The following is a 15,862-nucleotide window of genomic DNA, read 5'->3' on the forward strand; positions in this document are numbered from 1 at the left end:
AGCAGCGTAGTAGCAGCGTAGTAGCAGCGCAGCGGAGCAGCAAAAACACAAAAAGCGCTGGCGTTTGACGGTTTCGCGGTGGTTTGAACCATAGCGAAAACGTCAAGCACCAGCGCTTTTACGTAGCGGCTAGTCCAGCAGTAGCGCGGGCTCTTCCATAATGGCGGCAACGTCAGCCATGAAGCGCGCCGACAGGTCTCCGTCCACTACGCGGTGATCGAAGGATCCGCCCAGTGTTGTGATCCAGCGCGGGATGACTTCCCCGTCCAGTACCCACGGCTTTTGCTTGATGGTACCGAACGCAACGATCGCAACCTCACCCGGGTTGATGATGGGCGTTCCGGTATCGATGCCCAGCGCGCCGATGTTGGTGACGGTCAGTGAGCCTCCGCGCATGTCAGCCGGCGACGTCTTACCGGCCCGAGCCGTCGTGGCGAGAGAGTTTAGCGCAATGGCCAGTTCCTTCAATGAGAGGTTCTGCGCATCCTTGATGTTCGGCACCATGAGTCCGCGCGGGGTGGCGGCGGCAATGCCTAGATTCATGAAGTGCTTGATGATGATCTCTTCACCGGTCCACGTCGCGTTGACGGAGGGGTTACGCGCTGCAGCCCAAATCACGGCCTTGGCTAGGATCAGCAGTGGCGAAACCTTGATGCCCTCGAAGTCGCGTGAGACCTTCAGCCGCTTGACGAATTCCATGGTGCGCGACGCGTCAACGTCAACAAAAATGCTCACGTGCGGCGCGGAAAAAGCACTCTCAACCATGGCCTTGGCCGTTGCCTTGCGCACCCCCTTGACCTTGATCCGTTCAATGCGCGGATCATCCTCGAGCCCGGTGCCAGTGGCGGGCGCCCAGAACGTTCCGGCGCCGTCGTGCTCGGCTGTGCGCTGGTCCTGGTAGCTGAGGAGGTCCTTTTTAGTGACCTCGCCGCGCAGCCCGGTGGCGGAAACCTCGTTCAGGTCGATGCCCATGTCCTTAGCGGCCTTGCGGACCGGCGGCTTGGCCAGCGCGCGGTTAGCCCGTGCCACCATGCGGCCAGCTGTTGCTGCCGCTTTAGTGATGATGCTCGACGCCGTCTCTTGCGTAGGTGCGCTCGTTACGGCGGGCGTTGCGGGCGCAGTTGCCTGCGGTGCGGCAGGAGCGACTGAGGCCGGCTCCACCGGAGTAACAACAGAGGCAACAGGCGCAACTGGCGCTGGGGCGGCTGCTCGGGTGGGCACGGCGGCGGGTGAGCTGATCCGCGGTCGGCGCTTGACGGCGTCGGCCTTGGGGCCAGAACCAACCAGCGGCTTGGGCGCTTCTTCCTCAGGTGCGGCGGGGGCCTGAGGAACAGGCGCAGGCCCGGCAGCCCCCGAAACGTCGGAACCGATGGCGATGATGGGCGTTCCCACATCCACCGTTTCACCCTCAGCAACCATCAGCTGAGCCACTAGGCCGGCGTAGGGCGAGGGTAGTTCCACCAGTGACTTGGCTGTTTCAATCTCCACGAGGACATCATTGACGGCGACAACATCGCCCAACTTGACCTTCCAGGAGACGATCTCGGCCTCGGTCAGGCCCTCGCCGACGTCGGGCAGCTTGAAGAAGTTCAGGGTAGACATGGTGGGCCTTCCTAGTATGCGAAGGCGAGTTCCAACGCCTCCAGCATGCGGTCAATGTCCGGCAGGTAGTGCTCTTCCACGCGGGCTATGGGGTAGGGCATGTGGAATCCACCGACGCGGATGGCCGGGGCCTCCAACGAGTAGAAGCAGCGTTCGCTGATGCGCGAGGCGATTTCGCCGCCAATGCCGCCGAAGGTGGGGGCCTCGTGGGCCACTACCAAACGTCCGGTCTTGTTGACGGAGGCTTCAACGGTGTCAAAGTCGATCGGTGAGATGGAACGCAGGTCAATGACTTCCACGCTGTGTCCGTCTTCGGCAGCGGCGTTGGCGGCTGCCAAAGCCACCGGGACCAGTGGGCCGTAAGCCACCAAGGTCGCATCAGTACCTTCACGCACCACATGGGCCTTGAACGGATCGCCCGGGCTGTTCTCGGTGTCCACTTCACCCTTGGACCAGTAGCGGCGCTTGGGTTCAAAGACGATCACGGGATCTTTGCATTCAACGGCTTGCTGGATCATCCAGTAGGCGTCGTTGGCGTTGGACGGGGTGATGATGCGCAGTCCCGCCGTGTGAGCAAAGAGAGCTTCCGGGGATTCGGAGTGGTGCTCAATGGAGCCGATGCCACCGCCGTAGGGAATGCGGATGACCACAGGGGCGCTGAGTTGGCCGTCGGAGCGGGTCCGGATCTTGGCCAGCTGTGTGGTGATCTGGTTGAAGGCCGGGAACACAAAGCCGTCGAACTGGATCTCGCAGATGGGGCGGTGTCCGCGCAGTGCCATGCCCAGTGCCGTACCGATAATCCCGGATTCGGCCAGCGGGGTGTCCATGACGCGGTGGGTGCCAAATTCCTTTTGCAGACCTTCGGTGATGCGGTAAACGCCGCCGAGAGCACCAATATCCTCACCCATGAGGAAGCTCTTGGGGTCCTTGCTAAGCGTGGCGCGGAGGCCTTCATTGATGGCCTTGGCAATGGTCATTGTGTTCATGCGGCACCGCCTTGTCCGTTGTCAGTGTCAACGTCAGCAAAGGACGCCTCATAGTTTTCAAACCAGGCCAATTCCTCGGCCACGAGCGGGTGGGCCTCGGCGTAAACCGTGGCGAACTTGTGGCGGATATCCGCGCCACCCAACGCCAGCGTGGCGCGACGTACATGGGCAGCCAGCTCGTCGCCGTCGTTCTTCACCTGCGCAAAGAAGGCGTCATCGGCCAAGTTCTCGGCGCGTAGGTAGGTTTCCAGACGTGCCAGCGGATCCCGTGTTTTCCACAGCTCTTCTTCGGCACTCATCCGGTACTTGGTGGGATCATCCGCCGTGGTGTGCGCGCCGACGCGGTAGGTGGAGGCCTCGATGAATACAGGGCCGTGGCCGTTGCGGGCATGATCGAGCGCCCACTGGGTCACGGCGTACACGGCCAAAACGTCATTGCCGTCAACGCGAATACCGGGAATCCCGTACCCTGCGGCACGGTTGACCAGCGGAACCTTGGACTGAACTTCAAACGGGACGGAGATGGCCCAGTTGTTGTTCTGGCAGAAGAACACCACGGGGGCGTCGTAGGAAGCGGCGAAGACCATGGACTCGTGGACGTCACCCTCGCTGCTGGCCCCGTCACCAAAGTAAGCTACGACGGCGGCTGGCTCGGTGGTGGGGTCGGCCACCAGATCGCGTGAGATTCCCATGGCGTACCCCACGGCGTGCAGCGTCTGCGCAGCCAAGACCAGCGTGTAGAGGTGGAAGTTGGTCTCGCGAGGATCCCAGCCGCCATTGGTCACGCCACGGAAAAGTTTGAGTAGATCTGCCAGATCCAAGCCACGCGTCAATGCTACGCCGTGTTCACGGTAGGTGGGGAACGCGTAGTCGGCCTTGTTCAAGGCGCTGCCGGAACCAATTTGCGCAGCTTCCTGACCGATAACAGGGACCCACATGGCAAGTTCGCCTTGCCTCTGAAGTGCCGTAGCTTCGGTGTCGAAGCGACGCACGGTAGCCATGTCGCGGTAGAAACCACGCAGAACTTCCGGGTCCAGCCTCTCGATGTACGGACTGAAGGTGGCATCGTGATGGGCGCCGCCATGCTCATCAAGGAGCTGGACCGCCTCATCCGGGCCAACTCCGGTGTTGCGCAGCACGCCTGCGGATTCCCCTGCTGGGACCGGCGGTTGGACAGTTGCTTGGCTTCCTGCCTGGTTTCCTGCCTGCGGGCGCGTCGATGCCTGGGCACCTGTTTCTGATGTGCCTGTGTCAGCTTGCTGGGCGGCGCCCATGCTGTCTCCTCGTCTGCCGAATCCCAGGACTTCAACCGCCCCGCGTCGACTCGTTGGTACCGATATATGCCGCTTACGGAATGTATTCCATGGTGCGCATATATATACGTTTTCGATTTACAACTGTATCGGTACAGCCCGGCAAATACTGCCTTTGTTAACCGCTAGGAACGTCGTGGCTCTTTTGTATAGGACGCACAGATTTCAAGGAATCGGGTGTTCGCCGCCACCTCGCCGATGCTGACCCGGACGCCTTCATCGCCAAAGGCACGCACCGAGAGCGCTTGGCTCTGCGCCAACGCCGCAAATTCTTGGCTGTTGCTTCCCAGTGCCAGCCACACAAAGTTACCTTGGGCGTCTGGAATGTCCCAGCCCAGATCCTTCAGACCAGCCATAACGCGATTGCGTTCATCCACCAGACTTTGTACTCTTTCCACAACTTGGCTGTAGTTTTCCATCGAGGCGATCGCGGCCGACTCCCCGATTCCAGAGACAGCAAACGGTGTCGCTGCTGCGCGCACATGCGGGGTGATCTCGGGCTGCGAGAGCGAGTATCCAACGCGCAAGCCGGCCAGTCCATGCGCCTTGGAGAATGTCCGCAGGACCATGACGTTGGGGTACTTGCGGTAGAGATCCACGCCATTGACAGCGTCCCCTGCCCGTACGAATTCTTGGTAGGCCTCATCAATAACAACGACTACGTCGCGTGGAACGGTTCGGATGAACTCTTCGGTTTCCGCGGCGCCCAGGGCCGGCCCTGTCGGATTGTTCGGGGTGCACAGCAGCACCACCTTCGTGTTCTCCGTGACAGCGGCGGCCATGGCGTGTAGGTCGTGGCTGCCATCGGCGCGTACTGGAATCTGGACACTTTTTGCTCCCGCGAGACCTACACAGATGGGGTAAGCCTCGAATGAACGCCAAGCGTAGAGGACCTCATCCTGGACGCCGTTGTCATTCTGGCCTGCGAAGGCCGCCAGAATCTGGTTCAGTGCGCCGAGGCTTCCAGCACCGGGAACAATGTCACTCGCTGGCACGTCAAGGAACTCGCCGAGGGCTGCGCACAAGCGGGCGCTGCCCGAGTCCGGATACCGGTGTATATCCACCGCATTACGCAAGACTTCCATAACGGCCGGAACGGGACCCAGGGGATTCTCGTTGGACGACAATTTGAAGCTTTCCAAACCGGGGATATCCACCGGCGGCTTCCCCGCAACATACTTTGGCAAGCGGTCCACCGCAGGACGGGGCCGTACAGCTGACTTTGCAGGACTATTAATCTCGGTCATGAGCTAAGCCTAATGGCCGAGGGGCCCCGGGCGAGCGGAGCGAGACCCGGGGAGGACATTAGGCGCTAATGGTCGAGGGGCCCCGGGCGAGCGGAGCGAGACCCGGGGAGGACATTAGGCGCTAATGGTCGAGGGGCCCCGGGCGAGCGGAGCGAGACCCGGGGGTGAAGTGTGGATGGTTGACGCATGCCACAGACGCTGGACTGTGGAACTATGGAGCCATGCGAAGAATCGTCATTCAAGTTGTGATCAATGCCGTTGCCCTGTGGATCGCCAGCTGGATCCTGCCCGGCATGCAGATTGCCTCCACGTCAGTTCTCGATTCCAATCTGGGCGGACGATCAGGCACGGCCGATACCGTCAACACGGCGTTGGGATATTTGTTTATTGGTTTGGTTTTTGGTGTGGTCAATGCCTTGGTGAAACCGATTGTGAAGTTACTGTCGCTGCCAGTGACCATCTTGACTCTGGGCTTGTTCACCATCGTTATCAATGCTGCCATGTTGTCACTGACGGCCTGGCTCAGCAGTTACACACCGGTGCAGTTCACCATTGATAACTTCTTCTGGACAGCCATTCTGGCCGCCTTGATCATCAGCGTTGTTTCCTTGCTGACGGGGAACTTGGGAAAATCGAAGTCCCGACGCTAGGAATCAGCGGTTGCTGGCGAGTGCCAGTGTTGAACGATCCGCCCATGCCTGCCTTCTTGGCACGATCGATCGTTGGATTGGGTTTGGATTTGGGTTGAGCTTTGGTTTCAGGCTGAGAGTTGACGTCGCTCCCCTGATACACCCACTTGGTCCCGGCGACAGCCGCACCTGCGCCCCCGGCTCCCATAATTGTTCTGAGGATCTCCCGGGATTCTTCGACCGCAGGGTCCTGAGACTGATCAAGCGTGGCAGCATCCTTTAGGTAGTTCTCTATGGCGTGAGCTTCCTGTATCACTTCGCCCAAATCCGAGCCATTCCCCGAGGGCGGGCGGTGCGATGTCGCTGTCACCCAATTGGGTGCCGCCGCTGGTGGGCCAAAGTCGGCGGCAGTGACGATGTCGTGCTCATTCTGTAGATCTAGCACCGACGTCCCCTCATGGACGGCGGCGTTTTTGGCCGGGGATCCGGCAATAATAATCATCTTCACATTGACTTCCGTCAAGAATGCCGGATCTGCCGCTGCCGCAGCAGCGTGGATGCCGCCGCCACTGTGCCCGGTGAGGAGCACGTCATCTCCCGGTAAAGCACCTGAGGCTCGCAGCGCTTCCTTAATAAGTTCTTGCACCACCACTTCCTGCTGCTGGAAAGCTTCTCGCTGGGCCGCCGTCAAGCCCTCCAAATTACCTTCCATGTCAAAGGGATTTTTACTGTCAACCGTGGACCAGTCTTCAGTTCCGGGAAGGTGCACTATCCACGCGTTGCTGCCGTCGGGACGTTCAATCCGTACTACCCCGATGGACCCAGGCGGGTATTTGTAGGCATCGGCAGTGCCAGCCAAAAGGCCCTCAATACTGGCTTCCACTTTCCATGGCACACCGTCTGCGTACGATGCGTGGCCCGGCGGGTAGTAGGGGTCTGTGGGGTCCCAGTCCCGTACCGGAACCGCCCGAACCGCCACCTGGCCTGGCCGAGCCAGTCCCGTTCCATCAAAGGCCTTCCGAAGCATGAATGCTGGCTGGACACCTGAGGCGCCGAGGTTCTGCCTGCGGAGCTGGGACAGCAGATACAACACCCCGGCGCCTGGACCCAGCAGACCTGCCCCGTAAGCACCACCGTCATTGAGTATCTTTTCCGTCAAGTCGCGCAGCCCCATGCCTGGTTGCCGCGACAATGCTGCCGCATCGAAGATAAACTGGAGGGGCGCCAACGGACCCAGAAGCCAGGTGTTCAAACCCTTGTGAAGGGCAGAAAGTCGATTTATCCGGGCTATGAGCGCAGCATTGCGGGCTTCAACATCCGCATAGTTTTCACCTGCCCGGCGTGCTTTTTGGGCGAAGTTAGCTATCTCCTCTTTTCCCCGCCCAGCAATCCACACCGCGTTACGTACGGCGGCCAGCGGACCGTAGGGATAAGGCAGTGCCCCTACCGCGGCTCGGCTTAGCCAGTTACCTTCAGACTCGAGGGTGTCAATAAGCTGACCCATACGCTCGGACAGCATGCCCACCGCGTGTCCGGCAGCCGCGATCTCCTCCAGCACGTAACTGATGGAGTTGAGGCCGCCCGCAACGGTGAACTCGGTCCCATCCCCTCGCCAGTCGCTCATGTCAGCCCCTTTGCCATAATATGGTTCACCACTGAAACGGCCCTCCCGCCGTGCCACCATAGGCTGGGCGAGGCTGCCACTGAAAAGCTGGGTTTAGGCATTCCGTTGGAGTAATGAGGTTGCTGGGTTTGCTGCTTAGAAAACGCCCATAGGCGTCGACCTCAGTAACTGCTCTTTCAATGGCACGAATAGCGGCGGTCATAACTAGATCTCGTTCGGCAAGCTCCTCTCGGAAGGCAGCAGCGGCCGGGGATTTCCAGTTCACCAGTGTTACCTGGGCCAATTGCAACCGCAAGGACGCCATTTCCTGGCAGATTCCAGCGAGCCGCAGGGCCATGGCAGCTACGGCTTCTGGTGCCGGCCCAAAGCGTGGTCCAGCAGCGGCTTGGAAGGCTCCTTCTCCTGCCATGTGCTGCACCACCTTCCCTAGCACGTGCTCGTGACACCGCTCTGAAAGCCACCCTAGAATGCCAGCTAAAGTTCGCACCACACCGCTGCCCCGGATTGTGGCTTGTCCAGATGGGAGCCCCCACTGTGGAGGAATTGGCGGTTCATGAAAGAATTAGGCCATGTCTGATTCCGCAAATGCCACAGCCCGCATCCCTTCCGGCCGCAAGTCATTGGCCGCTTCCTCCGACCGCATCGCTTTGGGGCCCCTTGATGGCCGTTACTCCAGCGCCGTCGCACCTCTGGTTGACTACCTTTCTGAAGCTGCCCTGAACCGCGATCGCGTAGCTGTTGAAGTTGAGTGGTTTATCCACCTGACCAACAACAACGTCTTGCCCGGCACGGAGCCGTTGACTGCAGATCAGCAGGCTGGCCTGCGCGCCATCGTGACCGAATTTGATGCAGAATCCGTCAAGGAACTGGCCGACATTGAAAAGGTTACGGTCCACGACGTCAAGGCTGTGGAGTACTTCATCGGTAACCACCTTGCCGCACTGGGCCTGGAGCGCCTGAAGCCGCTGGTTCACTTTGGCTGCACCAGCGAAGACATCAACAACCTCTCCTACGCCGTTGGTGTTAAGGGCGCCGTTGAGGATGCTTGGCTTCCCGCCGCACGCGCGCTCGTAGCAAAAATCGCTGAGATGGCGGAGGAAAACCGTGCCGTCCCGATGCTCTCACGCACGCACGGCCAGCCCGCAACCCCCACCACTTTGGGCAAGGAGCTGGCTGTCACGGCTTTCCGCCTGACCCGTCAGTTGGACCGCATTGCCAAGACCGAATTCCTGGGTAAGATCAACGGCGCCACCGGAACCTACGCCGCACATTATGCCTCCGTCCCGGAAGCCAACTGGGAAGACGTTGCCAAGAACTTCGTCGAGGGCCTGGGCCTGACCTGGAACCCGTTGACCACCCAGATTGAATCCCACGACTGGCAGGCCGAGCTCTACGCCGATATGGCACGCTTCAACCGCATTCTGCACAACCTCTGCACGGATGTATGGAGCTACATCTCCATCGGCTACTTCGCGCAGATCCCGGTTCCGGGCGCCACGGGTTCCTCGACCATGCCGCACAAGGTCAACCCGATCCGCTTCGAAAACGCTGAAGCAAATCTGGAAATCTCCAACGCCCTGCTCGACACTTTGGGTGCAACACTGGTCACCAGCCGTTGGCAGCGTGACCTCACCGACTCCTCCAGCCAGCGCAACATCGGTGTCGCTTTTGGTCACTCCCTGCTGGCCATCAACAACGTTCTGGGTGGCCTGGGCCGTCTGGATACCGCCGAAGCCGTTCTGGCCTACGATCTGGACCATAACTGGGAAGTACTCGCCGAGGCCATCCAGATGGTCATGCGCGCTGAGGCCATCGCCGGCGTCGAAGGCATGGAAGACCCTTACGAGCGTCTCAAGGACCTGACCCGCGGCCACCGCGTGGACGCCAACCGCATGCAGGAATTCGTCTCCGGCTTGGGCCTGTCCGCCGACGCCCAGCAGCGCTTGCTGGATCTGACCCCGGGCAAGTACATCGGCATCGCCGAGTCTCTGGTGGATCACCTGAACAAGTAACCTTCCAACAGTTCCCACTCAGGGAATGTTCGACGGCGGCACCCGGCTTGCGCATCAGGCGCAGCTCGGGTGCCGCTTTCTTTTTCATCCCGGCAGCGCCACCCTGAGCAGCGACGTCCTGGGCAGCGCCGCCCTCAGTAGCGGCGGTCCAACCAGTCATCTAGTCGTTCTGCTGTGGCGTATCGGCGCCAGGTCCACAGTTCACAGGGCTGAGTGGATCCCTTTCGCACGCCGTAACAATTGGGTGCTCCCGCGGGAACGCCACAATCAGGGCAGCGTTCCACCTCCCAGATGTTCGAATTGGCAACCACCCCGGCTTGGAGCAGTTGCGCGTCACCACTGATGCCCAGGTACTTTAAGCGCTCACCAAGCTTGATGGCACGCGGAGCATTATTCTCCCTAAACCTACGAGTCATGGCGAACCCCAAAGGTTCAAGCATTGGCACAACTCGCAACAAGAAGCACACTAGACATTCGTTGTAGTGAGGCTTCACGAGCGGATTCGTCAGCTGTCTGAACTGTCGATCCACAGCCTCGTCTACGTCCCTCTCGCCCGCAAACCAATCATCATCGGGGCCACAATAGTTATCCATGGTTGATCCTTTCCATGGCACCACACTTCCCGTTCCGCGTCCCGGAAAAAAGGGCAGCAAACGCTTTTGTGGACAGCGATCCGCGTGATCGTGTCTCTGGAGGAACAGATCCCTCAAGCCGAGGAGCTGTGGCACAACACATGGTGTGTTTCCGGCGACAAACCGGGCCCAAGCCGCACTGCTCACCGGTAAGTTTGCTTCATGAGCAACGGCGATATTACCTTCCACACCCGCAAATGGGTCCGCCCCGAAGACCTCAATGCCAACGGCACTCTTTTTGGTGGCAGCCTGCTGCGCTGGATTGACGAGGAAGCGGCAATTTATGCCATCGTCCAGCTCGGCAACGGCATGGCCGTGACAAAGTACATGTCTGAAATTAACTTCGTCTCGTCTGCTGTCCTGGGGGACCTCATCGAGATGGGCCTGACCGCAACCCACTTTGGCCGGACGTCGCTGACCATGCGCGCGGAAGTGCGCAACATGTTCACGCGCGAGTCCATCCTCACCATTGAAAAGGTGGTGTTCGTGAACCTGGGGCCGGACCACAAGCCTGCACCACACGGCTTTGATTCCATCACCTACGACCGCGACCGGGTGCCCACCACCCACCTGAAGCCGGCCGAATAACTACTCCGCACCCGCGTTACCCCGCCCCGGTGCGTCACACTGCCTGAGCCGCTTGGAACCTTTCGATCCGCACCAAGGCCTCACGGACGGCGTCGTACCCTGCGGCAAAGCTCAAGCGAACTGTGGCCAGCCCGCCAACCCCGTCAAAGTCGGCGCCCGGCACCAGCGCCACGGCCTCGGATTCCAGCAGTGCCGCGCAGTATTCCCGGGAGTCGGCGAAACCTGCGAGCGCTGGGCCGAGGTTGGCGTAGAAGTAGAAGGCGCCGTCGGCCGGTGCCGCATCCGTCCAGCCCAGGCCCGCAACGTTGGACAGGACGTAATCGCGGGTGCGGGCGAACTCCGCAACAGCCGCGTCGGCCTCCGCGTAGGCCTGCTCACTGAACGCCGCAAGGGCCGCCATTTGCGCCGGCGCGGGCGGGCACAGGGCCACGTTGCCAGCCAGCGCGTCCACGCCTTGGAGCAGGTCGTCGGGCACAATCGCCCAGCCAAGCCGCCATCCCGTCATCCCCCAGTGCTTGGAAAAACTGGAAATCACGACGCCGGACCGGTCCAGTTCCCAGGCGCACACGCCCTTGGGATCCTGGTTGCCTGGGGCTGGGTAGGTGATGCCGTGGTAAATTTCATCGCTGATCAGCCGCACCCCGTTCTCGCCGCACCACCCGGTGAGGGCGGCCAGCTCTTCCCGGGACACCATGGTGCCTGTGGGGTTGGCTGGCGAGGCCAGCATCAAACCCGCCAGCGGACCATGTTTGGCGACCGCCGCGTCGAGGATCGCCGGGGTGGGCTGGAAGCGGGAGTCTGCTCCGGCGTCGAGCTCGATGACCTCAATGCCCAAGGCTGTCAGGATGTTTTTGTAGGCGGGGTAGCCGGGGCGGGCCAGCGCCACCTTATCTCCTGGGTTGAAGGCGGCAAGGAACACCAGCATAAAAGCACCCGAAGATCCGGTCGTGACGGCGACATTCCGGGCGGGAACATCCAGACCGTACCAGCGTTTGTAGTGCCCGGCGATGGCCTGTCGCAGCCCGGAAATGCCCAGGGTGGGTGTGTAGGTCAGCGGCGTGCCGGCAGCGTGGAGCGCTGCGGCCGCTGCCGACACCGCGCTGGGCGCCCCTCCGCTCGGCTCTCCGGCGCACAGGGAAATCACGTCGCGTCCGGCAGCGCGGAGATCGGCCACCCGCTGGAGGATGTCCATGACGGCAAAGGGCGCCACCTTGGCACGGGCAGCAACGGTCAGCGGACGGTTCATGGCAGGCTCCTGGTGGCAAGCTGGACGGCGGCATTCACCGTCCAGCCTGCCACAGTTCGTGCGATGTTCCGGCCAGCAGCCGGCCATGCCCTCCCCTGGTCCAGGCAGCCTGGCAGCCGCGGGGCCGGCCCGGGAAGTTGAGGACCCGTCCGTTCAGTACGCCAGATTGATGTGCGCGCGGTGGTGGTTGCCCTGTTCGATCACGTCGAGAAACCCGAGGGCATAGTCTGCGCCGGAGATTTCCCCTCCGCTGTCCGGGTGCAGCGCGACGTCGCCGCCGATTCGATAACGGCCGAGCTGCTCGCCGGGGACGTGTGCACCAAATTTTCCGGCCGGGCTCACGAACACCCACTCGAGCGTTGCGGGGGTGGCTGGGAGGTCGTCGGCAACAAGGGCAGCAACCGCGGTCAATTCCGCGTGATACTCCGCAGGGGCGTGGCTGAGGTCGCTCACGAAGCGCGGCGCCTCTGGCGCAGGCCGCAGTGACGAGTACCCGCCCACGATGAACAGCGGCACCTTCGCAATGTCGGCCAGACGCGCGATGGCCCGGTACACGTCGCCATAGCTCTCGGCAAGTGTTCCACGCGGAGAAAGTGCGCCCACGACGATATCCGTGTCTTCAAACAATGCGGCGAGTCCGGGCTTGTCTGTAGCGTCACCTTGGACGTAGCTCACGTTCGGGACTTGCTTCTCCGGCAGTGAACGACTGTAGGCAGTGACCTTGTGACCGCGGGAAGCGGCCTCTGCGACGATGGCGGATCCGGCGTAGCCGGAGCCGCCGATGATGGTGATGCGGGACATTGAATACCTTTCGTTGAAACGGTGGATTGAAACGTTGCGCCTACCTACTACTTGCAACTACTGGTTACTATAGGAGAGCAAGTCTCTATCGGGAAGAAGGCACTTTGTGGTAACCATGGGCTTTGATCCCCCGCCTCACGGCAACCCGTACCAGGCCGACTGCCCGACGCGTGCGATCCTGGACCGCATCGGCGATCGCTGGACGGTGTTGATCGTGGGGATCTTGGGGCAGGGCGATGCGCGCTTCTCGGAGCTGCGCCGCCGGATCGAGGGAATCTCACAGAAGATGTTGACTCAAACTCTGCGCAGGCTTGAGCGTGACGGGCTCGTGCGCCGCACGGTTTACCCGGAAGTGCCGGTTCGGGTCGTATATGCGCTCACCGACACGGGCCGCACACTGCTGGAACCTCTGCGCGCGCTCCAGGACTGGTCGATCGAGCACTTGAGTGCCTTGTCCGCGGCGCAGGAAGCGTATGACCACATCGATCGATCAAGGGAACTGGCGGCGATACGCTTGTGGTGTGAGTGAATTTACCGAACACATCCAGCAGGAATTAATCCAGCCCATCATCTTACTCGTTGACCGAGAGGAACCAGCCGGCGAGCAGCACGGCATTGCTGCAGCGGCGCTGGCTTCCGTCCAGGCTTTCCTGGGCGACCCTGAAAACCCCGACTGGCGGGAGTGGGCATCCGGACATTTCGGCAAGACTGTCCGGCGTGCGGACGCCAAGATGTTCGCCAAGGTGCTGGCAGCCTTCCCCGACCACGTGCTGGCGACGGCGGGTGAGGCGTCCGCCGTCGGACTGCCCCCCATGCCCGCCGCCGAGCTGCCCAAGCTGTTGGCCAAGCTGCAGGTTTCCGGCACGCAGCTCCCTCCCGGAGAGCCGCTGCCGCCCCAGTCCCTGAGCATTGTGTTGAACGCATCCCTGGAAATGTCCACGGGCAAGGCGGCAGCCCAGGCAGCGCATGCGCTCTTTGCTTGGCTATTGGAGGCCAAACCCGCCGTCGCGGAAGCATGGGCGGCCGACGGCTTCCCCCTCGGCATCCTCGAGCTGCCCGCGAAGGAGTTCCGCAAGGGTGCGCGCAAGTCGGCCGGTCCCGTCATCCAGGACGCCGGCCGCACGGAAATTGAGCCGGGTTCCACCACCGCCTACGTGGCCGTTGAGAAGGGCAAATAGTCCCTAACTCCAAGGCGGCCCCTGGTGGGGAATGACCCGTGACCACATTCCACACGGTTTCTCGACAGCGTTCTTCACCCCGTAACAGCGGCGAACTTCCGGCAGTGCACGAGGCGGAATAAGCAACCCGTCATCGGTGCGAATCTGGAAAATACAAGGCTCAAAAATAGTCGTCACCACCTCGCAATCGCAATGGGCCCCTTGCCGGAGCATCCGCGCGACTAGCAGGTTCATCCCCTCCCGAGCCAGGTCCCAACACTGCACCAGGCCCAGCGTGCCGCTGCACCCGAAAACAACAGTGCGGCGAATAAAGCAGGCAAGGCATTCCGCGGGCAGTGGTTCCATAGCGTTGGACAGGGTCCTGGGCACAGGCACTTGTTGTGGAGCAACAGCCATGACGGATCCCTTCCTCGAAATCCGAGCATGACCCATGCCGCTGCCGCACACCATAGGCCAACAGCCAAATGTGAACAAGCCACCCACCAGCCCCTGCTGTGGACAACTTATCCCCTGTCGAGGCGCTGTTCACAGCACGCGCAATCCCCTGACCCAACCACCGCTTAACCCAAGAACGACGCCGGAACCTGAGTTCCGGCGTCGTTCTTGGGTAAGTGCCGCTTAGGCCAGGCGCGCCACAGTGGGGCGGCTGGCGCTACTCGGCTGCGGCGAGCTGGCCGCAGGCGCCGTCAATTTCCTTGCCGCGGGTATCGCGCAGGGTAGTCGGCACACCGTTCTCGATCAGCGTGTCGATGAACTCCTGCATAACCTCCGGCTCCGAAGAGGTCCAGATGGAGCCCGGGGTGGGGTTCAGCGGGATCGGGTTCACATGGACCCAGCCGCGGCCGCGCTGATTGAGCTTCTTGGCCAGCAGCTCGGCACGCCAGGGGTGATCGTTCATGTCCTTGATCAGCGCGTACTCGATGGAGACGCGGCGGCCGGTGACCTTGTAGTAGTTGTACGCGGCGTCAAGAACCTCGTCCACCTTCCACTTGTCGTTGACGGGGATCAGCTCGTCGCGGAGCTCGTCGTCCGGTGCGTGGAGGGACAACGCGAACGTGATGGCCAGGCCTTCCTGGGCCAGCTTGTTGATGGCCGGGGCCAAACCGACGGTAGAAACCGTGATGCCGCGGGCGGACATGCCCAAGCCCTCGGGACCATCGGCAACCATGCGGTGCACGGCGTTCATGACACGCTTGTAGTTGGCCAGCGGCTCACCCATGCCCATGAAGACAATGTTGGTGACACGCTCGGCGTCGTGTCCACCGTCGCGGCGCAGGTTCCCCAACCCGCCCTCGGCGATGACCCGGTTGGCCTGAACAATCTGGTCCAGGATCTCCGCGGTGGACATGTTGCGGGTGAGCCCGGCCTGGCCGGTGGCGCAGAACGGGCAGTTCATGCCGCAGCCGCACTGGCTGGACACGCACAGGGTCACGCGGCCGGGGTAGCGCATGAGCACGGACTCCACGAGCGAGCCGTCGAAGAGGCGCCACAGGAACTTCACGGTATCGCCGTTGTCCGTGGTGAGCCGTTTGACCTCGGTCAGCAGCTTCGGGAACATGGTGTCCACGATCTCGGCGCGGCGGTCCTTGGGGAGATCGCTCATCAACTCAGGATCGGTGGTGTAGTGCTGGAAGTAGTGCACGGAGAGCTGCTTGGCGCGGAATGCCGGCAGGCCCATCTCCTTGAACTTCGCCTCACGCTCGGGCAGCGTCATGTCGGCCAGGTGTGTGGGCGGCTGCGAAACGCGCGGGGACTTGAACTGCAGCAGCGGCCGGCCTTCCGGGTTCTTGGCCTGGTCCCAGCCCTCGGTGGCAGGCATAACCTGTGCCGGGCGGACCGGACGGCGCTTCGGTGCGGTCGCGGAAGGGGCGACGGCGGGGCTGGGAGTGTTTTTGGGGGAAGTCATCCTTTCAATCATCCCTTACTTATCACAGCCTGTCCCGTCTTCGCCGCCAAGATCACATTTTGGCTTTTCATAACACGGATTTTCCTAGGACGGGTACG

General features: G+C 61.7%; 14 protein-coding genes. 5 read left to right on the forward strand and 9 right to left on the reverse strand.

What is annotated here, in order from left to right:
• Positions 1 to 129: 129 nt before the first annotated feature.
• The 4 genes from AB0O97_RS02600 to AB0O97_RS02615 all read right to left on the reverse strand — a co-directional run bounded on the left by AB0O97_RS02600 (position 130) and on the right by AB0O97_RS02615 (position 5,148).
• Entirely contained in the window at positions 130 to 1,602 is a 1,473-nt protein-coding gene (locus AB0O97_RS02600) for a dihydrolipoamide acetyltransferase family protein (protein WP_363879573.1), read from the reverse strand.
• Positions 1,603 to 1,613: 11 nt separating this feature from the next.
• Positions 1,614 to 2,588 (reverse strand): alpha-ketoacid dehydrogenase subunit beta, encoded by a 975-nt coding sequence (locus AB0O97_RS02605; RefSeq protein WP_363879576.1) that lies wholly within the window; start codon positions 2,586 to 2,588, stop codon positions 1,614 to 1,616.
• Entirely contained in the window at positions 2,585 to 3,862 is a 1,278-nt protein-coding gene (gene pdhA / locus AB0O97_RS02610; RefSeq protein ID WP_363879579.1) for a pyruvate dehydrogenase (acetyl-transferring) E1 component subunit alpha, read from the reverse strand. The genes AB0O97_RS02605 and pdhA overlap by 4 nt, the downstream gene beginning before the upstream one ends.
• Positions 3,863 to 4,026: 164 nt before the next feature.
• Positions 4,027 to 5,148 (reverse strand): histidinol-phosphate transaminase, encoded by a 1,122-nt coding sequence (locus AB0O97_RS02615; protein ID WP_363879582.1) that lies wholly within the window; start codon positions 5,146 to 5,148, stop codon positions 4,027 to 4,029.
• Between the two features lie 221 nt (positions 5,149 to 5,369).
• Here AB0O97_RS02615 and AB0O97_RS02620 point away from each other — a divergent pair, with 221 nt between their 5' ends.
• A complete protein-coding gene (locus AB0O97_RS02620; RefSeq protein ID WP_363879679.1) occupies positions 5,370 to 5,798 on the forward strand; it encodes a phage holin family protein in 429 nt (142 codons plus the stop codon).
• Here the strand turns inward: AB0O97_RS02620 and AB0O97_RS02625 are convergent.
• Both AB0O97_RS02625 and AB0O97_RS02630 read right to left on the reverse strand, forming a co-directional pair.
• Positions 5,743 to 7,401: a hypothetical protein gene (locus tag AB0O97_RS02625; RefSeq protein WP_363879585.1), complete on the reverse strand. Its 1,659-nt coding sequence runs from the start codon at positions 7,399 to 7,401 to the stop codon at positions 5,743 to 5,745. The two genes, AB0O97_RS02620 and AB0O97_RS02625, sit on opposite strands and share 56 nt — an antisense overlap.
• Before the next feature lie 25 nt (positions 7,402 to 7,426).
• Positions 7,427 to 7,810 (reverse strand): hypothetical protein, encoded by a 384-nt coding sequence (locus AB0O97_RS02630; protein ID WP_363879588.1) that lies wholly within the window; start codon positions 7,808 to 7,810, stop codon positions 7,427 to 7,429.
• A 160-nt stretch (positions 7,811 to 7,970) separates the two neighbouring features.
• Here AB0O97_RS02630 and purB point away from each other — a divergent pair, with 160 nt between their 5' ends.
• Together purB and AB0O97_RS02640 are read left to right on the forward strand one after the other, a co-directional pair.
• Complete coding sequence (gene purB, locus AB0O97_RS02635) at positions 7,971 to 9,413, forward strand: adenylosuccinate lyase (protein WP_363879591.1); 1,443 nt, start codon at positions 7,971 to 7,973, stop codon at positions 9,411 to 9,413.
• Between the two features lie 794 nt (positions 9,414 to 10,207).
• On the forward strand, positions 10,208 to 10,633 hold the full coding sequence (locus AB0O97_RS02640; protein WP_363843818.1) for a hotdog domain-containing protein: 426 nt from the start codon (positions 10,208 to 10,210) through the stop codon (positions 10,631 to 10,633).
• Between the two features lie 34 nt (positions 10,634 to 10,667).
• On the opposite strand, the gene AB0O97_RS02645 is transcribed toward AB0O97_RS02640, so the two are convergent.
• Together AB0O97_RS02645 and AB0O97_RS02650 are read right to left on the reverse strand one after the other, a co-directional pair.
• Entirely contained in the window at positions 10,668 to 11,879 is a 1,212-nt protein-coding gene (locus AB0O97_RS02645; protein WP_363879594.1) for an aminotransferase class I/II-fold pyridoxal phosphate-dependent enzyme, read from the reverse strand.
• A gap of 153 nt (positions 11,880 to 12,032) precedes the next feature.
• Positions 12,033 to 12,737 carry an NAD(P)H-binding protein gene (locus AB0O97_RS02650; RefSeq protein ID WP_363879597.1) on the reverse strand — a complete coding sequence of 235 codons (705 nt, stop codon included), beginning with the start codon at positions 12,735 to 12,737 and terminating at the stop codon, positions 12,033 to 12,035.
• 58 nt (positions 12,738 to 12,795) lie between these two features.
• Between AB0O97_RS02650 and AB0O97_RS02655 the strand changes: the two genes are divergently transcribed.
• Positions 12,796 to 13,209 (forward strand): helix-turn-helix domain-containing protein, encoded by a 414-nt coding sequence (locus tag AB0O97_RS02655; protein WP_363879600.1) that lies wholly within the window; start codon positions 12,796 to 12,798, stop codon positions 13,207 to 13,209.
• Positions 13,202 to 13,858: a peptidyl-tRNA hydrolase gene (locus tag AB0O97_RS02660; RefSeq protein WP_363879603.1), complete on the forward strand. Its 657-nt coding sequence runs from the start codon at positions 13,202 to 13,204 to the stop codon at positions 13,856 to 13,858. Before AB0O97_RS02655 ends, AB0O97_RS02660 begins: the two co-directional genes overlap by 8 nt.
• A 652-nt stretch (positions 13,859 to 14,510) precedes the next feature.
• On the opposite strand, the gene rlmN is transcribed toward AB0O97_RS02660, so the two are convergent.
• Complete coding sequence (rlmN, locus tag AB0O97_RS02665; RefSeq protein ID WP_363879606.1) at positions 14,511 to 15,764, reverse strand: 23S rRNA (adenine(2503)-C(2))-methyltransferase RlmN; 1,254 nt, start codon at positions 15,762 to 15,764, stop codon at positions 14,511 to 14,513.
• Between the last annotated feature and the right edge of the window lie 98 nt (positions 15,765 to 15,862).

This window comes from Specibacter sp. NPDC078692 (genome assembly GCF_040686835.1).
In the GTDB taxonomy this organism is placed as follows: Bacteria; Actinomycetota; Actinomycetes; order Actinomycetales; family Micrococcaceae; genus Specibacter.